This is a genomic window from Endozoicomonas ascidiicola, from assembly GCF_001646945.1.
GTDB classification, from domain to species: Bacteria; Pseudomonadota; Gammaproteobacteria; order Pseudomonadales; family Endozoicomonadaceae; genus Endozoicomonas; species Endozoicomonas ascidiicola.
Map to the genome: position 1 here is coordinate 72,857 of NZ_LUTV01000004.1, position 20,471 is coordinate 93,327.

The window sequence follows — 20,471 nt, forward strand, 5'->3', positions numbered from 1 at the left end:
GCGATCGAAAAGAAGATACTTGTCTGCTATCTGCCAACCTACTCCCCAGAACTGAACTTGATAGAAATGCTATGGCAAAAGGTGAAGTATGAATGGTTGAATCTCTTTGAGGTCATGGACTTTAAGGCGTTTGAAGCAGAAGTCATACGAGTGTTTGAGCAGGTCGGTCAGGAATATATGATTTCATTTGGTTAACTACTTAGCCATGCCAGAGTTTAACGACGCTGGTTTCATTATTGGCGATGATGGAGGCTTACTTTTTTATAATGCCTGCGGCCTTTTGGTTTCTGCGATTGTTTTAGCCGCCATGGAATTCTTCAAGACAGATAACAGGATTAAATCTCTGCTTTGTCGTTTGTGTCGTAAACGTTAATGCGCTTTAAAAGCAGGGTTCAGTCGTTTGAATCCTGCTCTTCCCCTCTCCTATTTGACTACTCAGCAACCAGAACCTGATATCTGTATCGTGATTTCTTATCTTTGGATAACATTTCAGATACCGCTGGCATTGTTGCATTGAATTCGTCAGCCAGTGTCCACGGTGGATTAACAACAATCATGCCTGACGCTGTCATTCCTGGTTGTTCGCTGTCTTCTATGCCCATTTCCATAAGGTGCACATTACGCATACTGCTTTTAGCGAAGGCTTTTTCCATTTGCTGAATCTGGCCAGCATCAACGACAGGGTACCAAAGCAACATGGTTGCCTGTGGCATCTTCTGCCAGGCTTTTTTCATCACGGTAACAACGGTCTGATAATCGGATTTGATCTCGTAGGAAGGATCAATCAGCACCAGTGCTCTGCGGCTGGCAACGGGCAGTAAGCTCAGCAAACCTTGAAAACCATCTTCCTGTCTTACATGACACAGCCTGCGGTGCTCACAATGGTTTTTCAGTTCTCTGAGTGTTTTCGGATGCATCTCAAAGAGCCATGCTTTATCGCCAGGCCTGAGCAAGCGTTTCACCAGCAAAGGCGAGCCAGGGTAGCTGCGAGCCTTAATGTCGGCAGCTATTTGACCATGATAGTCTTTTAAGCCGGGCTGTTTCTTCCAATTAATTTTAAGTACGCCCTCATCGGCTTCATTGGTTTTTTTGGCCATGGCTGAATCCAGCCGATAAAAGCCTGCGCCGGCATGGGTATCAATGTAATCAAAGGGTTTATCCTTTTTCTGCATATGACGCACACAGGCCAGAAGCGTCCAATGCTTTAATACATCTGCATGATTGCCTGCATGATAATGGTGCTGGTAACTCAACATGTCTATGAAGCTCTGATGGGAAGGAAGAGTGAGCCGGTGAAAGGGCGATGAAGGATCAGTGAAATCTAGCAGGTTTGTGGCCCAAGGGGCATACGGCGATCTATCCATATCAGTGACATTTAACGCAGGCTGACCACTCATTCATCAATGTGTCATGGACTATTAACGAGCCTGTCATTTTTGACCCTTATTTTAGTTGTGAACGGGCGATACGTTAGACATTATAGATAGAAAGGTGTGTACCCGGCAGAAGTACAGTTCAGGTACTGCAACAACTCAAGGATAGAGGGCAAGATGCTGAATTCACCTTTTCGACTGCCAAGATACACTCGCTCTGGCATTGTAGAGTCGGTTCTGGAGAAATTGACCGGGCTAACAGTGCTGGAACAACTTTACGAAGAAGAGCGCGGTTGCAATTACTCCGGTAAGCAATTCCTAAAACGGGCTCTGCAAATATTTGAAGTGGATTATGAGGTTGTTAAAGGTCAGATCGATTCTGTACCTGATCAAGGGCCATCCATTGTTGTCGCTAATCACCCCTTTGGAGGCATTGAGGGAGTGGCACTGGCTGACTTGTTGTTAGAGCAGCGTGATGATGTCAAAGTACTTACCAATGAGCTCCTCTGTCGTATACCTGAATTTAAAGACGTCTTTATTGGCGTTGATGTACTCAGCACCAATGCCCGGGAAAAAAACAAAGCGGCCATAGAAGAAGCAATACAGTGGGTTGCAGATGGTCATCAATTGTTGATCTTTCCTGCGGGTGAGGTGTCAAGCTATAACAGTGATCTGGGCAGCGTATGTGATCCTCAGTGGCGAAATACAACGGCAACACTGGCTCTGGCTACAAAGGCACAAGTTTCTCCGGTGTTTATTGATGGTTCCAATAGTAAATTATTTCATTGGTTTGGTCGTATTCATCCCCGCCTGCGAACACTAAGGCTGGTGAAAGAGCTCATTAATAAACAGGGGAGTACGCTCAGCTTTCGAATTGGTCGAACCATTGAGAATAAAGAGTTAACCACTTTTTCCACCAACGGTGCGTTGACGCAATACTTGCGGTTATGCACTTATCTTCTTTCTCCTTACCAAAATGATGCCGAAAGGCCTCAGATGAACAAACCCCTGAGAACGGAAGAGCCGATTGCTGACAGTGTGTCCACCATCGCCATGCAAACTGAGATTGATCAGTTGTCTAAGCAGTCGCTGGTGCTTGAAAAAGGCGAAATGGCCGTTTATTGCGTAGAGTCCAGAGAGATTCCTTTTATTCTCAAAGAAATTGGCCGCCTGAGAGAAATCACCTTCCGAGAAGTGGGAGAAGGCAGTGGTCGTTCATTGGATCTGGATCATTACGATCAGTACTACCTGCATCTGTTCCTGTGGAATCAGGAAAAATCCGAAGTTGTTGGCGCTTATCGAATAGGCCGAGTGGATCAGATTCTCAGGGAACAAGGCATTCATGGCCTCTATTCTCGCAGCCTGTTCAGCTACCACGCTGGTTTTATTCATAAACTGGGAAGCAGCCTGGAGATGGGGCGCTCTTTCGTTCGCGCAGAATATCAAAAAAGCCTGAGTGCGTTACTCATGTTGTGGAAAGGTATTGGTGCCTACGTTGCAGCGAACCCACAATACAAAGTGTTGTTCGGTCCAGTCAGCATTAGCAGTGATTACAGCGAAGTGTCTCGTGAGTTGATGGCAGGCTGCCTCGGCGTGAATAACTCAGATCAGGCTTTGTCATCACTGGTAAAACCTACCACGCCGATTAAAAATACTCAGCAGATTTGGCTGACGGATGATTTGAAAGGTATCGATAAAATTGAGCACCTGTCGTCTCTCATTCAACAGATCGAAAAGGATCAAAAAGGCATACCCGTTCTGTTGAGACAATACCTGAAATTGAGAGGAGAGCTGGCTGCTTTTAATGTTGACCCGGACTTTAACAATGCACTGGATGGGCTGATTATTGTTGATTTGCTAAAGGTTGATGAAAAGACACTGGCCAAATACATGGGCAGCGAGCGCAGTCGTTTGTTTTTACAGCACCATACGAGAGCAGCCTAGCTAGAGACCAGTTTACTATTACGATATATCTGGGTGGATGTAGCCACACCTAATTCATTATTCAAGGTCTGGCCTGCCTGTTGTAACAGCAGATTTATAATCGCCATATGATGAGTTGTGTGGCTGTGCAGGAAGAGCAATTCCCGTTCTGGAGAGGACTCTATTGCCACCGATGTGCCTTGGGTGTCTGTCACCGAGGTTAGCATCAACTTTTGATGCTTCAGCTCTGACGTGCTCAGTTCTGCTAACTGGTCAATAATTTGCTTTAGAGCACCAATTCCAACAGACGATATACGTTCAAGGCGCTGCTCTCTTGTGCGGTTGTCATAATTAATATGGCGACTGTTCAGGCCTGAAAAAAAACATTGATAGAATTCAATGATATGTCGAGTATGCATGCCGATAGTCTGCCGGGCATCACCCGTAATGGCTGCAGGATATAGCTCATCGGACGATGAGTTGATGGCGGCAATTAACTCAGACAGTAATTGCTCATTACAATAACAAACATTCTGTAGTGACATTCGATCCTGAACCTTTGCCTTCTTCCTGAAGAGCGAACCCATATGGGATTTGAGTGATCCACTTAAGTCTTGCACTATGTGAATTTTTAATCAAACTCGATAGAATGCTTTAGTCGGCTAATCAGAATGCATATTGAAGAGTGATATTGACTCATCTCATTGCTAACAGTGAGGGAGGCAATAATAATGAAAAGCATCTTTGGACAAAGAGCAACTCAACAGAGGATACATAAATGAGTAATATACCGACTGATTTACGATACCTGACGTCTCACGAGTGGGTTCGGGTTGAAGGCGGTGGTGTTGTCACTATCGGTATTACCGAACATGCTCAGGAAGCGCTGGGTGACGTGGTCTTTGTTGAGCTGCCAGAGGTTGGCACTGTTCTGGCTGCTGGTGAGGAAGCGGGTGCGGTTGAATCAGTAAAAGCGGCTTCAGAAATATATGCGCCTCTGACCGGTGAAATTCTGGAAGCCAACCCTGCTCTGGAAGAAGCGCCAGAAACCGTCAACACTGACCCTTATGTCGAAGGCTGGTTCTTCAAAATGAAGCTGAAGGATGAAGGTGAGTTGGGCGAGCTGATGGACGCAGAAGCTTACGCCGAGTTTGTAGAATCTGAATCCTGATTCCACGCTGCAATTACCGTTATTAGCAAAACAGGCACATCAAGTTATCCACAACGGGTGTGCCTTTGTTGTACCCTCTCCCACCACTATTCCGAACCCTTGCAGGATTTTATCATCCATGAATGATGAGCAGTTGCTGCGTTACAGCCGTCAGATCATGCTTCAACCAATGGATATTGCTGGCCAGGAAAAACTACTGGCATCCCGAGTGCTTATTCTGGGAGTCGGAGGGTTGGGTTGCCCGGCTGCTCAGTATTTGGCAACAGCAGGTGTTGGTCATATCGTGCTGGTAGATCCTGACACCGTTGACGCTACTAATCTTCAACGACAACTGCTCTACTCCACAGAAGATTGCGGCACGCCCAAAGTGATCGCAGCACAACGGCGTTTATCCGCGATTAACAACGATGTTGAATTTGATTCAATACACGGTTGCTTGAGTGAACGTGAGCTTGATGAACAGGTCAGCAAGGCAAATGTGGTATTGGATTGTACAGATAACTTCAGCAGCCGTTTTGCCATCAACGCTGCCTGTGTAAAACACAAGACACCATTAGTCAGTGGTGCTGCGATAGGCTTTTCCGGCCAGCTTACCGTGTACGACCGTCGTCAGAGCAACTCACCTTGTTATCGATGCCTATACGATGAACAGAGCAATGAAAACCTGACGTGTTCGCAGTCCGGAGTGCTTGGGCCTGTTGTTGGTACTATCGGTGTTATGCAGGCACTGGAAGCCATCAAAATTATTGCGGGTATTGGTAAAACATTAAATGGTCGGTTGATGATTTTTGATGCGATGACAATGGATTGGCAGACAATGGGACTGGAGGCTGACCCGGACTGCCCAGTCTGTGGGCATCAGTCACCAATCACATAGAAACAATGGATTCTACAAAGTTGGTGACTTAGAAGCTGTTCATCATCGTTTGCAGCTCGCAGAAAGATTGTGAACAGCTTCTAAGGGTGTCAATTAAGAAACAGGGTTATAAAACGCACTCTTTAACCGCCTGAAGAAGGCGAGCTTTGTGATCGGAGTCCAGATCATTCCAGTGACTGCCAATCAGTGCTCCCTCAAGCGCATAAAGCAGAACCTTTGAAACTTTAAACCCGCGACTGCGGACTTTGCAGTAAGCAGCGACAGAGCCAACGTCGTGGAGTTGCTCAAGGGTTCTGATGCCGACGGCGTTTAACCATTGCACGGATGTCTTGCCCAAGTTTTTTAATTCAATCAAATCTGTTGCCATTTACGGGATCCCTAACTCAACTCTGACGTCCGTGTCAGAGACAGCATTTTTTAAAGGTCAGTAGGTTGTTGATGCTTTGTTGCGCGCAAGCCTTCGTGAGCATAACTTTTCTGAGTCATTCTGAGTCACTGAGTTTTGCAACGAAGCGTCGACAGCCTTAGTAATTTTCCTTAAGAATAGACGAGTCTTTTGAGCTCATCACATAGCGTTATCGGTTATTACCAAAATGATTGTGTTTTGACACTTTAGTCAACGAGTATCAAACGAGGCATTATTTGATCGATTATTTTTATTATGAAAACGCAACACCATAAGATGTAAGAGCATTTTGGCGCTTTTGAAAAATGAAAGGGTAAGCCAAATTTTCTGCTCGGTCTTTTTGAGAAAAGACCTACTCCGCCACTCTGACGTATAATCGCACCCATGGCCAAGAAAACGACGACCAAAAAAACCGGATCACCCAGGAAAAAACGTCAGGGAACACGTACGCCATCACGTACATCATGGCGCTCCATTCTGTTCAAGGCAGGCTTTACGCTGACGGCCATTGTGATTGCCTATGCAGCTTATCTTGATGCGGTGGTGACCCGACAATTTGAAGGGAAAAAGTGGGCAATTCCTGCCAAGGTGTTTGCTCGACCTCTGGAATTGTATTCGGGTAAACGAATCACGCCTGCGGATTTGCAATCGCAGCTTAAGCGACAAGGTTATCAGGCTGTCCAGCAGGTCAGTCGTCCCGGCACCTTCGCCCGTGCTGGTAATCGGTTTGTTATCTATAGCCGAGGGTTTCATTTCCCGGATGGTGCAGAACCTTCACGATACGCATCCGTTCAGCTGCAGAACAATGAAATTGTGCAGCTGAGAAGCAATGGCGGCACAACGCTGCCACTGCTGCGGTTAGATCCGCAACCCATTGGTGGTATTTACCCGGCCAGTTATGAAGATCGTTTGCTGATTCGTTCTACACAAACGCCCCGGTACCTTATTCCTTCGTTACTAGCTATCGAAGACCGCGACTATTATGATCATTTTGGTTTATCACCGACGTCTATTGCTCGAGCCATGGTGGCAAACGTGCGGGCTGGTGGAGTGGTTCAGGGCGGCAGCACCATCACCCAGCAGCTGGTAAAGAACTTCTTTCTGACCAACGATCGGACGCTGGTGCGTAAAGCCAAAGAAGCGATTATGGCTTTGTTATTGGAATTGCATTACAGCAAAGAAGAGATTCTTGAAACCTATCTGAACGAAGTGTATCTCGGCCAGCATGGTCGCAGAGCAATCCACGGTTTTGGTTTGGCCAGCCAGTTTTACTTTGCCCAACCCATTCAGGAACTGAACCTCGCACGCACTGCTTTGCTGGTGGCGATTGTGAAAGGTCCATCGTATTTTGATCCTCGCCGTTATTCAGAGCGTGCATTGGAGCGTCGAAACTTAGTGCTGGATGTCATGGCAGAACGAGGCATCGTGCCACAGGCCGAAGTGGATCGTTCTAAAAGATTACCATTAGGCGTCGTAAGTCGTGAGTTGGTGAGTACCAATGACTTTCCAGCCTATATTGATCTGGTCAAAGAACAGCTGCGAAAAGATTACGATGAAAAAGATCTGACTAGTGAAGGGCTGCGAATTTTTACCAACCTTGATCCGATTATTCAGCGGGAAGCCCAGAAGAGTGTCAGCACCACGGTAAACAGCCTGGGCAAAGGTAATCAGTTGCAAGGCGCTATGGTGATTAGCTCTGCTCAAACGGGTGATTTGCTCGCAGTGGTTGGCGACAAAAATGCCGGTTACGCAGGTTTTAACCGTGCTGTAGAAGCGCGCCGTCCGGTTGGATCGTTATTGAAGCCAGCTATTTACCTCACTGCCCTTGAACGACCAGAGCAGTTCACATTAACGACCATGGTTAATGATACCTCGGTAAAAATTAACGACGGCAAAGGTGGTTACTGGGAGCCAAAAAACTACAGTCGTGAATCTCACGGACAAGTCCCCTTATACCTTGCGCTGGCAAAATCCTATAATCAGGCGGCAGCGAATACCGGCATGGCGGTTGGTTTGTCATCGGTACAGGACACATTGAAACGCTTGGGTGTTGAACAACGTGTGCCGCCTTATCCGTCGGTGCTGCTGGGTGCTCTATCCATGACGCCCATAGAAGTTGCCACCATGTACCAAACCATTGCCAGCGGTGGTTTCCGTATGCCTATTCGCGCTATTGATGCGGTGGTGGACAGCCAGGGGCAGCCTCTTTCCCGGTACAGCATTTCGGTAGAGCGAGCATTTAATCCCGGACCTATGGAGTTGTTACGGACTGCATTGGGTGTTGTGATGTCAGAGGGCACGGGGCGCAGGATTTACCAATATATCGAGCCAGATATTCCTCTGGGCGGCAAAACCGGTACCACCAATGATTTGAGAGACAGCTGGTTTGCTGGCTACTCTGGTGATTTGGTTGCTGTCAGTTGGATTGGCCATGATGATAACAGCCCAACAAAGCTGACGGGCAGCAGCGGCGCCCTGAAAATCTGGGGCAACTTCTTAGCCAATGTGCCAGTGCAACCTGTGGCACCACTGCAGGCGAATAATTTGACCAGTCTCTGGGTGAACCCTGCGGCCAATGGTCGAAGTCATCAATATTGTGAAGGGGCTATGGAATTACCTTATATTACCGGCTCTGAACCTAAGGCTTATGCTGGTTGCGGAAAAGACAGTGACGACTCTCTCTTTGATAGAATTAAAGCGTGGTTTTAATACATGGCACTGATGCCCGTTGTTGAAAAAGTAATGCCAAAAGCTGGTCTGACAATTATCCTGCTGACCGTCTTACTGGTGGGTTGTTCTACCTCTATGAAAATGCCCGAGAATGCATCCGTTCAAACGTCGCCTTATGTGGAAAGAGACGATGCCGTGGGTTCATTGCTGAATCTGGCGTGGAACGCCCGAAAACAAGGCCAGTTGGATGCGGCCGAAAGTTATTTGAACCGTGCCGTACGAATTAGTCCAACGACGCCCGATGTTTATTATCAGCTGGCATTGCTGCGTCAGGATCAGGGTAAGCCCGAACAATCAAAGCAATTGGCTGAAAGAGCATTAAGCCTTCAGCCAGGCCCGGCATTGGTACGGAAGATTAATCAATTGTTTCAAGAATTGAAGAGTTAATATGTCTCAGGAAATTATCAATCTGCTGGAAGCTATTGAAGATGAACTTCGAAACCAGAATGTGTGGGCTCAGATGCCGCCTTCTATCGAAGCACTCTCCAGCACCACGCCATTTTGTATGGACACCATGCATTTCAGCCAGTGGCTGCAGTGGATTTTTATACCAAGGATTCGAGCCATTCTGGACGCAGGCGGCTCCCTGCCAACCGGGTCGGATATGAAACCTTATGCAGAAGAAGCGCTGCCAATGGAACGCCTCTCTTCGCAGGAATTGCTTAATCTTATTGAAAAATTTGATCAGCTAATGAACTGATCAAAGTAATGCAGCTCATTAAAGTATAAATATCGTGCTATAGTTCTGTTCTTGTTTCTTGAGTCACTTTTTCAGCTTTTCGGCTACCGATAGAGCAGAGAAGTGAAGTGAAACAGCCTTTTTTTGGTTTTTCTTCGTGAGCTGCGGCTTCTGACCTGCTGGGTACATTTTCTTCGTTGGCTTTTATAACCGGAGTTTGCCCTGGTTGGAGGTTGTCATTGCTTGTTGGATCAGCTGACGTGTCATTTATGTCAGGGGATTCTTCAAGCTTTACTTCTGAATAATTGCCGGTAGTTACTACGGTCGTTTCCGCATTGACATTTGAACTCATTGGTTTTGCTTCTGCATAATTGTCCGATGACCCTGGTATCTTTTCTTCGGAGGGATGTTGAGTTCTGGTATCAGCTAATTTTTCAGGAGCTCTGTCATTATTATGAGGTACTGGAGTCTCTAATGTATTTGTGCCTTCAGCAGGAAGAGAGCCTTGGGAAGGATGCCTTGATAAACTATGAGCGGCCTTGTTGTCTTCAGAGGCTTTGGGCTCTTGTATAGTTGAGGGAGATATTTCTGAAACAATACTATTGGCTCCTCCTTGTGGAGTGCTTTGTTCTTGCACACTATCAGTCCCTTTATCTAATGTTGGTATAGGATCCTCGGCTGTAGGAATCGATATTTTCATATCGGTCAGTGCAGGTAGTGAGCTCTCTCTCTGGGTATCACAAGTATCAACTCCGTCAGCAGAGTGTTGAACCGACGGCAAGTCTGCAATTTTTATTGGCTCTTGATTGACTGCTTTACTTGCTGAATCCCCATTTACTCGATCTACAACAGGACTACCATTTAAACCGCTTTGTGATCCGATATTCACTTGATTACCTCAATTAAGTCGATTTGAGTTCACGTGTAGACAATAAGATTAAAAAGAAAGTTTCTCTGCGGATAACAAATCCAAAGAGCTCTTTGAAATAGATTGTTTTTAAAATAGAGAACTGGTTATAACAATACTGAGTTCTTCTTAATAGACGGTTAGTTCTGAAACAATAAATACGACATGTGTAGATTTTAATGATTGAATATATGAATATTCTCATTCAACCCTGAGTCAAACATCAATATATCTTGATCGATAAGTGTTCTCCCTCATTATTTAAGTAGAAATCAAGGTTGGGTTATGTAAAAATGTGACGGCTGTCGCATTATTGTGGCTGGGTTCGCAGACTATTTTATAGGCATCAGGCGTTGTAAGTTGAGCCTTGGCATGTATAGAAGAACACAAACGTGACCCCTAAGGATGAAAAACCCACCCAGAACACAAACAACATATCTGGGTATAATTGGTTCTGGCAAGCGCTATCACCCTACTGGCGAGTTTACCGCGATGTATTGCTAGCGAGTTTGCTGGTTAATATTTTCGCGCTTGTCTCCCCCTTGTTCGTTATGAATGTGTACGACAGGGTTGTGCCAAATCAGGCATTCGAAACGCTCTGGATGCTAGCAACTGGTGTCGTTTTAGCATTCTTTTTCGAAATGGCGATCCGACTGATTCGTTCCCGCTCTATCGATTTGGCTGGGCGACAGATTGATCTGACTCTTTCTTCCAGGCTATTGGACCGCTTGCTTGGTTTGAAACTATCCAGCCGGCCGGCAAGTGCGGGCAGTTTTCTCAATCAATTGTCAGAGTTTGACAGTGTCCGTTCCTTTATTACATCGACAACGATTCTGGCGTTTGTTGACCTTCCTTTTGTCATCCTATTTCTGGGGTTGGTGATTTGGTTGGGTGGATGGTTAGTCCTGATTCCTCTTTTCTGTATAGGTACTGCCCTGTTAGTTGCCTGGATTTTAAACAAGCCCTTACAACAGATTATTCACACACAGCAGAACGCTTCCTCTAAACGCCAAAATTTTATGATGGAGCTGTTACTGGGGTTGGTTTCGATCAAGTCTTCCAATGTAGAAGGGCAGAATGAACGACACTGGAGCAGCCTCAATCGGGAAGTTGCTGATGCATCTTTGAAAGCGCGTCAACTGCAGACGATAACCAGCCAGACCACCACTCTGATGCTTCAGCTAAATACCGTTGTTTTGGTCATTGCCGGTGTTTATCTGATCAGTGCTGGTGAGCTTTCAATGGGCGGTTTAATTGCCATTATGATGATTTCTGGCCGCTGTGCTGCGCCGGTTTCACAAATCATCGGGTTGATGAATCAATACGAAAAAACCATTCATGCGTTGGATCATGCAGGGCAAATCATGAATTTGCCTCAGGAATACCCGTCCGAAAGAAAGTTGTTAAAACCCGAAACGTTTCATGGCCACTTTTATATCAGCCATATGTCGTTTGCTTATCCGGAATCACCGGATCAGCTTCAGGATATCAACTTGACTATACCGGCAGGCACCAAGTTGGCCATTCTAGGGCGCATGGGTTCTGGAAAAAGCACATTACTGCAATTACTGGCGGGCCTTATTGAGCCTGGAAAAGGACTGGTGGGCGTTGATGGCATGAATCTCAGGCAGATCGATCCAAGCTGGTATCGCAGCCATATCGGTTATGTTGGGCAGAAACCGGAGCTGTTCAACACCTCTCTGCGTGACAACATCACCATGCAGCGTACTGGCATTAGCGACAGCGACATTCTGCGCGCGCTTGAACAGGCAGGTTTGCAGGATATCGTTCGGGCTGGCAGTGCCGGTCTCGACTATATGATTGGTGAAGGCGGTCGTAACTTGTCCGGTGGTCAGGCTCAGGCGTTGACTTTGGCTCGAGCATTGGTCACATCGCCAAAAGTACTGATTCTTGATGAGCCTTCCAGTGCGATGGATTCTCAAGCTGAAGCGCAATTTTTGCAGTTACTCAAAGCACTTAAAGATACAACCATTATCCTGGTGACCCATAAGTTGAACCTGCTGAATGCGATGGACCAGATTGTGGTGCTGGATCAAGGCAAAATCAGCGTTAATGGCAGCGCCAGTCAAATTCTTGAAGCGCAGAGAAGTCCTTCAGTCAGTAAGCATCAGGAGGCCGTCGCCTGATGGATAAGCAACAGTTGACAGATAATAACTGGCATGGGGCTACGGAAGAGGAAATCAGTAGTATATCAAAGGGCAGTCGTCCGCTATTGCTGACAGTGGCGCTGACCATTATCACTTTTATCCTCTGGGCAGGTTGGTGTGAGCTGGATGAAATCACCCGAGGCGAAGGTAAGGTTATTCCCTCCAGCCAAGTGCAGAATGTTCAGAACATGGAAGGTGGCATTGTTGAGGGCATTATGGTCTCTGAGGGTGATTTGGTGGATCGGGGGCAAGTGTTGATGGTCATGGACGACACCCGATTTACGTCAACCCGGAAAGGTCAATTGGCTAATCGCAATGCCTTATTAGCCCGAAAATCACGGCTGCTGGCCGAGGTTGAAGGTGGTGAGCCGTTGATGCCTGATTCTCTGGTGTCAGAGGTACCCGAACTGGCAGCCAGAGAAACGGAGCTGTTTAAGAATCGGCAACTTGAATTGGGCAGCAGCATCGGTGTCTATCAGCAGCAATTAACCCAGCAGCAAAAACAAATGCTGGAAACAAAAGCTCAGCGAGACATGCTGGCCCGACGTTTTTCACTGCTGGATGAAGAGTTTCAGTTAGCCCGTGATTTGGCAGCAGAAGGTGCGGTTTCCCGCGTCGAAGTGCTGAGGCTGGAAAGGCAGGTTAGCGATACCCGTGGTGAAAAACTGATCGCAGAGAAGAACCTTGAGCGCATTACAGCCCAGCAGGATGAAATCAAGCAACGGATTAATGAAACCCGGCTTAATTTTACCAATAAGGCCAGAGTGGAGCTGAACGAGACTCTGGCACTCCTTCATGAGTTGTCTGCGAAAGCAACGGCTACCAGTGATCAAGTGGAGCGAACCAAAGTGCGGGCACCGATGAAAGGTGTCGTTAAACAGATTTTGGTGAACACCGAAGGTGGTGTCGTTCAGCCAGGTATGGTGATGATGGAGCTGATCCCGGTAGACGACACGCTTGAGGTAGAAGCCCGTATTCGTCCACAGGATATTGCATACCTACACCCAGGTCAGAAAGCGACAGTTCGTTTTACCGCTTACGATTTCACCATTCATGGTGGCCTTGAAGGTGCGGTAACCCATATCAGTGCTGACACAATTTTGGATGAACAGGGCGAAAGCTTTTATCTGGCAAGAATCAAAACCAACAAAAGCCACCTTGGTTATGAGGGGGACAGCAGTCGCCCGGTGATTGCCGGCATGGTGGCGACTGTGGATATTTTAACCGGCAAAAAAACGTTACTTAAATACCTTTTGAAGCCGGTGCTGAGAGCGAAACAGTTGGCGTTCAGCGAACGCTGATTATTGTGGATTACACATTAAAAATTAGCGAAGGGCCGGAGTCGCCCAGATGAGAAAATAACGGAGCTATAAATGAACGTTACCCCTGAAACCGTTGCAAATAAGTCTGCTGGATCCATCCATTTCGTTGTAGGAAACGTTGAGGCGATTGATTCAGAAGGCAATCGTCGCACGCTTCAGATTGGCGATGTCGTATACCCGCAGGAAGCGGTTGTTACTGGTGTCGATGGTGCGATTCATATAGACCTGCCTGATGGCCAGATTATCGAGCTCAGCAGTAACTCAGAATTTAGTTTTCCTTTATTTGGGCAGACTGCTTTGACGGCTGAGCCTGAAGTCGAGATAGAAGCGGAACAGCTTGAAATCGAACCACCGAATGACCAAACATTATCTACAGACAATACAGAACAGACGAATAGCGGGTTTGGTGATCAGACGATTTTAAATCTGAGTGCCATTCAGGTGGAACCTGAAGCCGGTTTTGATACTTCAGGGCGACAAGCTGGCACTGAAGATAGTACAGATTTTGTCGCTGCTGATGTATTGGCGATTGATGAAAATGATGCGCCTGTTGCGATCGATGATCTTAGTGTGCTCGGTGAGGGGGAATCATTATCGGTTGGCCGGGTAAATGGTCTGATTGACCCGAATGATTTCGACTCTGATGGCGATATCTTGATCGTCACCGGTATTCGTTTCGGTAGTGAATCAGGTGCTATCGGACAGCCATTGATTGGCAGTTTTGGTACCTTGATTGTCAATGCGGATGGTAGCTACAGCTATACCGCTAATCAGTCTGCGACAGATGTCTTGAATGCCGGGGATGTCGTAAACGATACGTTCACATACACCATCAGTGATGGCAGGGGCGGCGAAGCCACTGCAAAGTTAGAGTTCGAGATTTCAGGCAGTAATGATAATGCGTTTATAGGTGTAGACAATCAGGTTAATCAGGACTATCTGGTTCAGGAAGCTGGTGGAAAAAACAACAAGAGCTTTAAAAAGAGAAATACTGCCAGTGGGAAATTAAAGGTAACGGACGCTGACGATGGTGAGTCATCTTTCGCCACGCCGACGGATACCCAGCTACAGGGTGATTACGGTGTTTTCACTTTTGACCCGAACACCGGAGTTTGGGACTACAAGTTAGATCAAGGCTTAGCAGACAAACTCAACAAAAATGACAAAGCTCAGGATACCCTTGAAGTTAAATCTGCGGATGGCACCGCGAGCACAACCATTACGGTAGATATAACCGGCAGTAATGATAAAGCGGTTATCAAGGCGGACTCTGAATTCACTCAAGACTACAGAGTTCGCGAAGCAGGCGGGAATGATAATAACAAGTTCAAAAATCAGAATACTGCCGGCGGAAAGCTGAAAGTGACTGATGCGGATGAAGGTGAGGCATACTTCCAAACACCGACCGATGCAGCTCTGGAAGGTGAATACGGCAGTTTTACGTTTGATCCTACGAACGGTGAGTGGACCTACACTCTGAAAGATCAAATGAAAGCTGACAGCCTTGAAGGTGGCGAAAAGTTTCGAGAAACACTCAAGGTTACCTCTGCGGATGGCACCGCCAGCAAAGTGATCAAAGTGGTTATTACCGGGACTAACGATAACCCTACGTTGGAGGCTGTGCCGGAACTCAGTGCGACTGAAGATGATCTGGAGTCTGGCTTCAGTGTGACCAAAGAAAACAGTACGTTGCTGAATGGCGCTGCAGATGTGGATGACGACCATGAAGCGCTAAGCATTCACAAAATTAAAGGCAGCAGCGGCGGTGCAGTCAATGCCGGTAAAACAGTCACTGTAGAGCTTGTGAGAGAAGACACCGGTGAGATTCTAAATGTTCGGCTCACCATTAACGCTGATGGTAGTTATAGTGTATTGCCTGCTGATTTAGATGTATTACCGGAAGGCGTGGCCGCAACGGGTGAATTCAGTTACTCAGTGAAAGACGACGGCAACGGTAAGTCAGCACTGAAAACAACAACGCTGACGGTCACGGGCAGCGATGATAAGAGTGAAATTAAACTAAGTGCTGCTGGTAGTGATAAAGGTGAAGTCACCGAGGGTCAGGATACTGACCCCAATACGCCTGAGATTGACCTAAAACAATCAGGAAAACTGACGGTCACTGATGTTGATGGCAATACCGGATTCGCCATCAACAAAACCGTGTTTGATTCAGGGAAATCGACTAACCAGTTGGCGGTGGGTCAATTGCAAATTGATGCTGATGGTGAGTGGCATTATGAAGTAGACAACGATCTTATAAAGTATCTTGGTGAAGGTGACACCATTACTGAAGTCTACACCGTAGAAACCACAGATGGCACCAAGCATGACATCACCATCACAATTAATGGTGCAGACATTTATGGCCCTGGTCATCAGGTGGATGCTTTGGATGATCCGGGGCAAGCAAAAACAGTTCGGTATGGAAGTAATGACGACATAGCTGCTGGTGTAACCCACGTAAGCTGGGATAAAACCAGTGTGGAGGCATACTCCGGTAAACCTGGAGTGAGTGCAACCGCGGTGGATCAGTCAGGAGCCACGGTTAATAATCAGAACACAACAGCAAATAAGGTGGGCGTTGCTTCTGGCGGGTCGCCGGATGACAGTATTGAAATCCAATATAAGGATAATGGCACGCCCGAGACCAGTGACGACACCTATGAAAGCCTGAGCATCGGCTTTAAAAACCTGGCATCTTCCGCCACGGTGGCGGTGAGCGGTGTTGCGGCAGGGGATTCTATCAAGTGGGTTTGTTACCTCAACGGACAGTTGGTAACCGAGGGCTCATTTGATATTACTGCCGATGGAAGTACCGAATTTGCTATTGATACCAATGAACTTTTCTTTGATGAAATTGAATTTATCCCCGCAAATGAAAATAACTCAGGCTTCTTTGTAGACTGGGTTGAAACGATCGAGCCTGACAGTGCTTTCCAGACTTATGATTTTAAAACGCTACGTATCCCTAAGGAGGCGTTGCTCGACAACGATTCCGATTCTGATAATCATGGGTTGAGTATTGTAGGGATCGGTGGCGTTAATTCGCCGGTTGATTTTGACAGCGCTTCGTTAATCTGGAATGAGGCTGACGGAGAAGTGGTGTTTTATCCAGGTAATGATTTTGATTATCTCGCACCCGGAGAAACGACGGAAGTCACCTTTGAATATACCATCACGGATGATGATGCCAGTGATACGGCGACCGTAACGGTGACGGTTGTCGGGCAATATCTCGCTGCGCCGGCAAATCCACCGACGGTGGACAGGCTGGAAACCACAGATCATACGCCAATCCTTACAGGTACCGCGGAGCTGCCTGATCAGTACATTCTTACCGTCACCGTGAATGGCGTCACCTATTCATACGACCCCGAAGGCGATGGCAGTGAGCCATTGCAGTATGACTCTGATAATAAAACCTGGAGTCTTGAGATTCCTGACGAAGATCAGCTGTCAGATGACGTTTATGACGTCACTGCCAATGTGTCTGTCCCTGGTGCTCGATTGTCTGACGAAACGGATGCTGAACTGGTCGTTTATTCAGAGCCAGAGGCTGGTGCTCCAGCCGCTCCGATTATTTATGCCACTCCCAGAGGAACCAGTCTTTTTACTGATTTTGAGGCGACCAGGTTTCCGGTATGGGGCACAGTCAGGGCTGAAGAACAGGGGTATCAGACGGAAAATGAAGCGGGCAGGATAGAGATAGGCAGGGAGTCGAACTACTTGAACAGTAGTAACCCTGGTGATAATCAAATTCTGGAGTTAAAAGCATACGACGGGGACTACAATATTTTTGCAGATATTGATTCTGTAAAAGGTGAGGTGTTTCAATTCACTTTCGACCATGCTGGCCGTAAGAACAACATAACTAACAATGATTCTGCCGTAGAAGTCTGGGTTTATGATCTGGATGAGAATGGCAAAATCATTAACTCCACAATGCTTGCCTTTATTGATCCATCTGATGCGGCGGCTTTGCGCACTCAAACGTTTTATTTTGCGGCATCGGGTGCTAACACGCGCTTTGAATTATTGGCTGCAGAGCGAGGTGACAGTACCGGAGCGATTATCGACGATATTCGGGTAGAGACGGTGGGCTATCAAAGCACATCCAGCATACCACTGAATGTCGTGGCCTTTACCGTTAATGACAACGAAACATTGGCAGTCACGGTATCCAATATCCCCGTCGGTGTGACGATTACAGATGGCACTTCTGGCAACGCTTTCACCGCAACAGAAGGCAATACAGAGATAGACATCAGTGGCTGGGATTTATCCAGTATGGTTCTGGAGCCCGATGCTGATTTTATTGGCAATGTTTCTCTGGAATTTACCGCGACAGCCACTGCTTCTGGCACCAGCAGTTCTGAGAGTGTCGTTAATCTGAATTACACGGTTTACCCGGATGTACTGGAAGAGCACCGCGAGACTGGCAGTAATGACCCTAATGTTTTCGAAACCATTGATGGCAGTGCAGAGAATGATGCCATTAATGGACTGGCGGGTAATGACATCATCAATGGCCTTGATGGGAATGACATTCTCAGTGGTGATCAGGGCGATGACACTATTAACGGTGGTGCAGGCAAAGATTTCATTGATGGTGGAACAGGTAACGATACCCTCAGTGGTGGGGAAGGAGGCGATCTTTTCATTTTCAAAATAGCCGACCTGCTGACAGGCAGCACCGTTCAGACCGATACGATCACAGACTTCACACTGGGTAACGCTCTCAGTACCGGCAGCAATGCCGACATTCTGGATATTTCCGGGCTTATTGACTTTGGCTCCAGTGGCAGCATCGATCCAGCCTCTCTTCAGGAGAAAGGCATTACAGCGTCATTTGATGAACTGACATCAACGGCAACCCTCTCCTTTACCACGATGCCCGGAGACGATGATCCAGAATTAAAAATCGTCCTCAGCAATTCTTCTAACCCTAACGGTTGGAATGACTTTAAGGACGGCACCGTCAGTGGCGATGATGTGCTTCAGCAGCTGATTAACAATGGGCAGCTGATTGTTTAACACCGGGATTTCAGACAAATAACTACGAATAGACCAAGAGGGAGTGAAAAAAGGATGTTTCAGAAGTATCTAAAAATATCGGTAATGTCGGCTGCCGTTATGGCCGCAAATCTACAGGCAAATACGCTGCTGGAGTCAATTAATCAGACGCTGGCAACGAACCCGGAAATTCTCATCCGAACCATTGAAGCCGATGCTCGAATGGATGAAATCAGGCAGGCAAAATCCGGCTATTTACCCAGTCTCGATCTGACGGCAGGTATTGGTTACGAGAATAGCCGTAACAGCACCACGATCGGCGCTTATAATGCGGGTAACGCAGAGCACAAAGATCAGCACAGAACCCGCCGCGATGCCTCCTTAATTGCACGTCAAATGTTGTTTGATGGTTTTGCAGTCTCCAGTGAAGTCGATCGTCAGAAGGCTCGTCAGGCATCGGCAGCTCAGGATATTTGTTATGCGGCCAGCAACACGGCACTGCAGGTGACTCAGGCGTATGTGAATATTATACGTCAGCAGTCTGTTGTTGAGCTGATGAAGGCGAATGCTGAAGAACATGAACGACTGGTCAAACTCATCGAAACGCAGGGTAGAAAAGGCCGAAGCAATGATGCGGATGTTGCTCAGGCCCAGAGTCGTCTGGTGTTGGCAAAAGCCAATGAGATCAGTGCTGAGTCCGTCCTTCGGGATGTGAAAACGCAATATCAACGCCTTGCGGGTAATCTTCCAGAAGCCTATTCAGTGCCAGCGATACCTGAGCAAGCTCCGGCATCATTGGAAGCAGCGTTAACCCTGGGTGTAGAAGCACATCCAGTCATGAAGCTGGCTACTGCGGATGTACAGGCGGCAGAAGCTCAGTACGAAGCCAGTAAGAGTGCGTTTATGCCACGCTTCGAAATGGAAGTCGGCGCAAATTGGGATACCGATGCTAACGGAGGCAAAGACGATACGTATAACCATGTCGCTAAAGTCAACATGACCTACAACCTGTATAACGGTGGTGGCGATAAAGCCCGCCGCAGCCAGACCAGTAAGCTGATCAATGAGGCTATGGAGGTTCGGAATCGTGCTCGTCGTCAGGTTGAAGAGGAAATTCGTCTTGCCTGGGTCGCGATCGACTATGGAGCACAAAGGCTTCGTCCGCTTGAAGAGCACGTAAAGCAATCTGACCGTTCCCGTGGGCTGTATAACAAACAGTTTCTGATGGGTAGCAGAACATTGATGGATCTGTTGGACAGCCAGAATGAGTTTACCTCTGCTCGACAAAGCGAAATCAATGCCCGCTATGATCTGTTATTCAACCGATTTCGTCTGCTCAACAGCACAGGTACACTACTTCAAACAATGGATGCCAGTTTGCCCGTTGAAAATGACTGTGGTTTGAAGGTGGCTTTGACGATTTAAATCGTCCCATTAATGAACTTTTTTATCTCAGCCAGTCTATAAAGTGTTATAGATTGTTATAGATTGGCTGAGGTTTTTAATGCTAACAAGTTACTACACAAACTATCGGGTGCTCTCTCAGTCTGATAACTGACTCATAAGTCCACTTTCTGCTTGCCAGAGAGGATGTTCGTCCAAAGCTGTTCCCATCGGCCCTTACTTTGAATCAGTGATCTTGTATTCAGAAGCACTTCTGCTCCGGTTGCTTTCCATCGCATGCCTGAGGAACAAAGCCTTTGTTTGACCAATGTCTTGCAAGCCGCTTCCGTCACCCCTGAACCTATTGKCCAGTGTCGTTTAATAGCTTGATGATAATTCATCAGCTGATGGYTGTTGGTGAAGTAGGTTACCGCTTTATAACGCTTCTCTATTAGGGCAGTGGTTTTCTTAGGCAGCTCTGCTGACTCAATCTCATGCAGGATCTTTTTAGCACCC

At 47.0% G+C, this 20,471-nt stretch carries 15 protein-coding genes and 2 pseudogenes; 12 read left to right on the top strand and 5 right to left on the bottom strand.

The annotated features are described in order from the left end of the window. Together AKL11_RS26625 and AKL11_RS24580 are read left to right on the top strand one after the other, a co-directional pair. Positions 1–103, top strand: a pseudogene (locus AKL11_RS26625) (transposase); the annotation flags it as partial. An 84-nt stretch (positions 104–187) separates the two neighbouring features. Beyond that, the gene (locus tag AKL11_RS24580) at positions 188–373 is read left to right on the top strand and encodes a hypothetical protein (protein WP_095210327.1); all 186 of its coding nucleotides are present in this window, start codon (positions 188–190) and stop codon (positions 371–373) included. Positions 374–431: 58 nt separating this feature from the next. Here the strand turns inward: AKL11_RS24580 and AKL11_RS11135 are convergent, their stop codons facing one another. Then, a complete protein-coding gene (locus AKL11_RS11135) occupies positions 432–1,256 on the bottom strand; it encodes a 23S rRNA (adenine(2030)-N(6))-methyltransferase RlmJ (RefSeq protein WP_067518414.1) in 825 nt (274 codons plus the stop codon). Positions 1,257–1,550: 294 nt separating this feature from the next. Here AKL11_RS11135 and AKL11_RS11140 point away from each other — a divergent pair, with 294 nt between their 5' ends. Beyond that, positions 1,551–3,317, top strand: a complete 1,767-nt coding sequence (locus AKL11_RS11140) for a bifunctional lysophospholipid acyltransferase family protein/GNAT family N-acetyltransferase (protein WP_067517419.1) — start codon at positions 1,551–1,553, stop codon at positions 3,315–3,317. On the opposite strand, the gene AKL11_RS11145 is transcribed toward AKL11_RS11140, so the two are convergent. Beyond that, complete coding sequence (locus tag AKL11_RS11145; RefSeq protein ID WP_067517420.1) at positions 3,314–3,841, bottom strand: DinB family protein; 528 nt, start codon at positions 3,839–3,841, stop codon at positions 3,314–3,316. The two genes, AKL11_RS11140 and AKL11_RS11145, sit on opposite strands and share 4 nt — an antisense overlap. Before the next feature lie 233 nt (positions 3,842–4,074). Between AKL11_RS11145 and gcvH the strand changes: the two genes are divergently transcribed. Further along, on the top strand, positions 4,075–4,467 hold the full coding sequence (gene gcvH / locus AKL11_RS11150) for a glycine cleavage system protein GcvH (protein WP_067517422.1): 393 nt from the start codon (positions 4,075–4,077) through the stop codon (positions 4,465–4,467). 118 nt (positions 4,468–4,585) lie between these two features. Then, positions 4,586–5,344 carry a HesA/MoeB/ThiF family protein gene (locus AKL11_RS11155; RefSeq protein WP_067517424.1) on the top strand — a complete coding sequence of 253 codons (759 nt, stop codon included), beginning with the start codon at positions 4,586–4,588 and terminating at the stop codon, positions 5,342–5,344. A 106-nt stretch (positions 5,345–5,450) separates the two neighbouring features. Here AKL11_RS11155 and AKL11_RS11160 read toward each other — a convergent pair whose 3' ends face one another. Next, positions 5,451–5,711, bottom strand: coding sequence for a TfoX/Sxy family protein (locus AKL11_RS11160; protein ID WP_067517426.1), 261 nt, complete (start codon positions 5,709–5,711; stop codon positions 5,451–5,453). 423 nt (positions 5,712–6,134) lie between these two features. Here AKL11_RS11160 and mrcB point away from each other — a divergent pair, with 423 nt between their 5' ends. Genes mrcB through AKL11_RS11175 form a run of 3 tightly spaced genes read left to right on the top strand, consistent with a single transcriptional unit; the run spans position 6,135 to position 9,180 of the window. Continuing rightward, on the top strand, positions 6,135–8,459 hold the full coding sequence (mrcB, locus tag AKL11_RS11165) for a penicillin-binding protein 1B (protein ID WP_095210329.1): 2,325 nt from the start codon (positions 6,135–6,137) through the stop codon (positions 8,457–8,459). A 3-nt stretch (positions 8,460–8,462) separates the two neighbouring features. Next, complete coding sequence (locus AKL11_RS11170; protein WP_067517428.1) at positions 8,463–8,867, top strand: tetratricopeptide repeat protein; 405 nt, start codon at positions 8,463–8,465, stop codon at positions 8,865–8,867. A 1-nt stretch (position 8,868) separates the two neighbouring features. Further along, the gene (locus AKL11_RS11175) at positions 8,869–9,180 is read left to right on the top strand and encodes a YqcC family protein (protein ID WP_067517430.1); all 312 of its coding nucleotides are present in this window, start codon (positions 8,869–8,871) and stop codon (positions 9,178–9,180) included. Positions 9,181–9,217: 37 nt separating this feature from the next. On the opposite strand, the gene AKL11_RS11180 is transcribed toward AKL11_RS11175, so the two are convergent. Continuing rightward, positions 9,218–10,048, bottom strand: a complete 831-nt coding sequence (locus AKL11_RS11180; protein WP_067517433.1) for a hypothetical protein — start codon at positions 10,046–10,048, stop codon at positions 9,218–9,220. Positions 10,049–10,458: 410 nt separating this feature from the next. Between AKL11_RS11180 and AKL11_RS11185 the strand changes: the two genes are divergently transcribed. From AKL11_RS11185 to AKL11_RS11200, 4 genes are all read left to right on the top strand, one after another. Next, a complete protein-coding gene (locus AKL11_RS11185) occupies positions 10,459–12,213 on the top strand; it encodes a type I secretion system permease/ATPase (RefSeq protein WP_095210330.1) in 1,755 nt (584 codons plus the stop codon). Further along, positions 12,213–13,535 carry an HlyD family type I secretion periplasmic adaptor subunit gene (locus AKL11_RS11190; RefSeq protein ID WP_067517439.1) on the top strand — a complete coding sequence of 441 codons (1,323 nt, stop codon included), beginning with the start codon at positions 12,213–12,215 and terminating at the stop codon, positions 13,533–13,535. The genes AKL11_RS11185 and AKL11_RS11190 overlap by 1 nt, the downstream gene beginning before the upstream one ends. 72 nt (positions 13,536–13,607) lie before the next feature. Further along, complete coding sequence (locus tag AKL11_RS11195) at positions 13,608–18,593, top strand: VCBS domain-containing protein (protein WP_067517441.1); 4,986 nt, start codon at positions 13,608–13,610, stop codon at positions 18,591–18,593. Between the two features lie 54 nt (positions 18,594–18,647). After that, on the top strand, positions 18,648–19,997 hold the full coding sequence (locus tag AKL11_RS11200; RefSeq protein WP_095210331.1) for a TolC family outer membrane protein: 1,350 nt from the start codon (positions 18,648–18,650) through the stop codon (positions 19,995–19,997). A gap of 134 nt (positions 19,998–20,131) precedes the next feature. On the opposite strand, the pseudogene AKL11_RS11205 reads toward AKL11_RS11200, so the two are convergent. Beyond that, positions 20,132–20,471, bottom strand: a pseudogene (locus AKL11_RS11205) (ISKra4 family transposase); the annotation flags it as partial.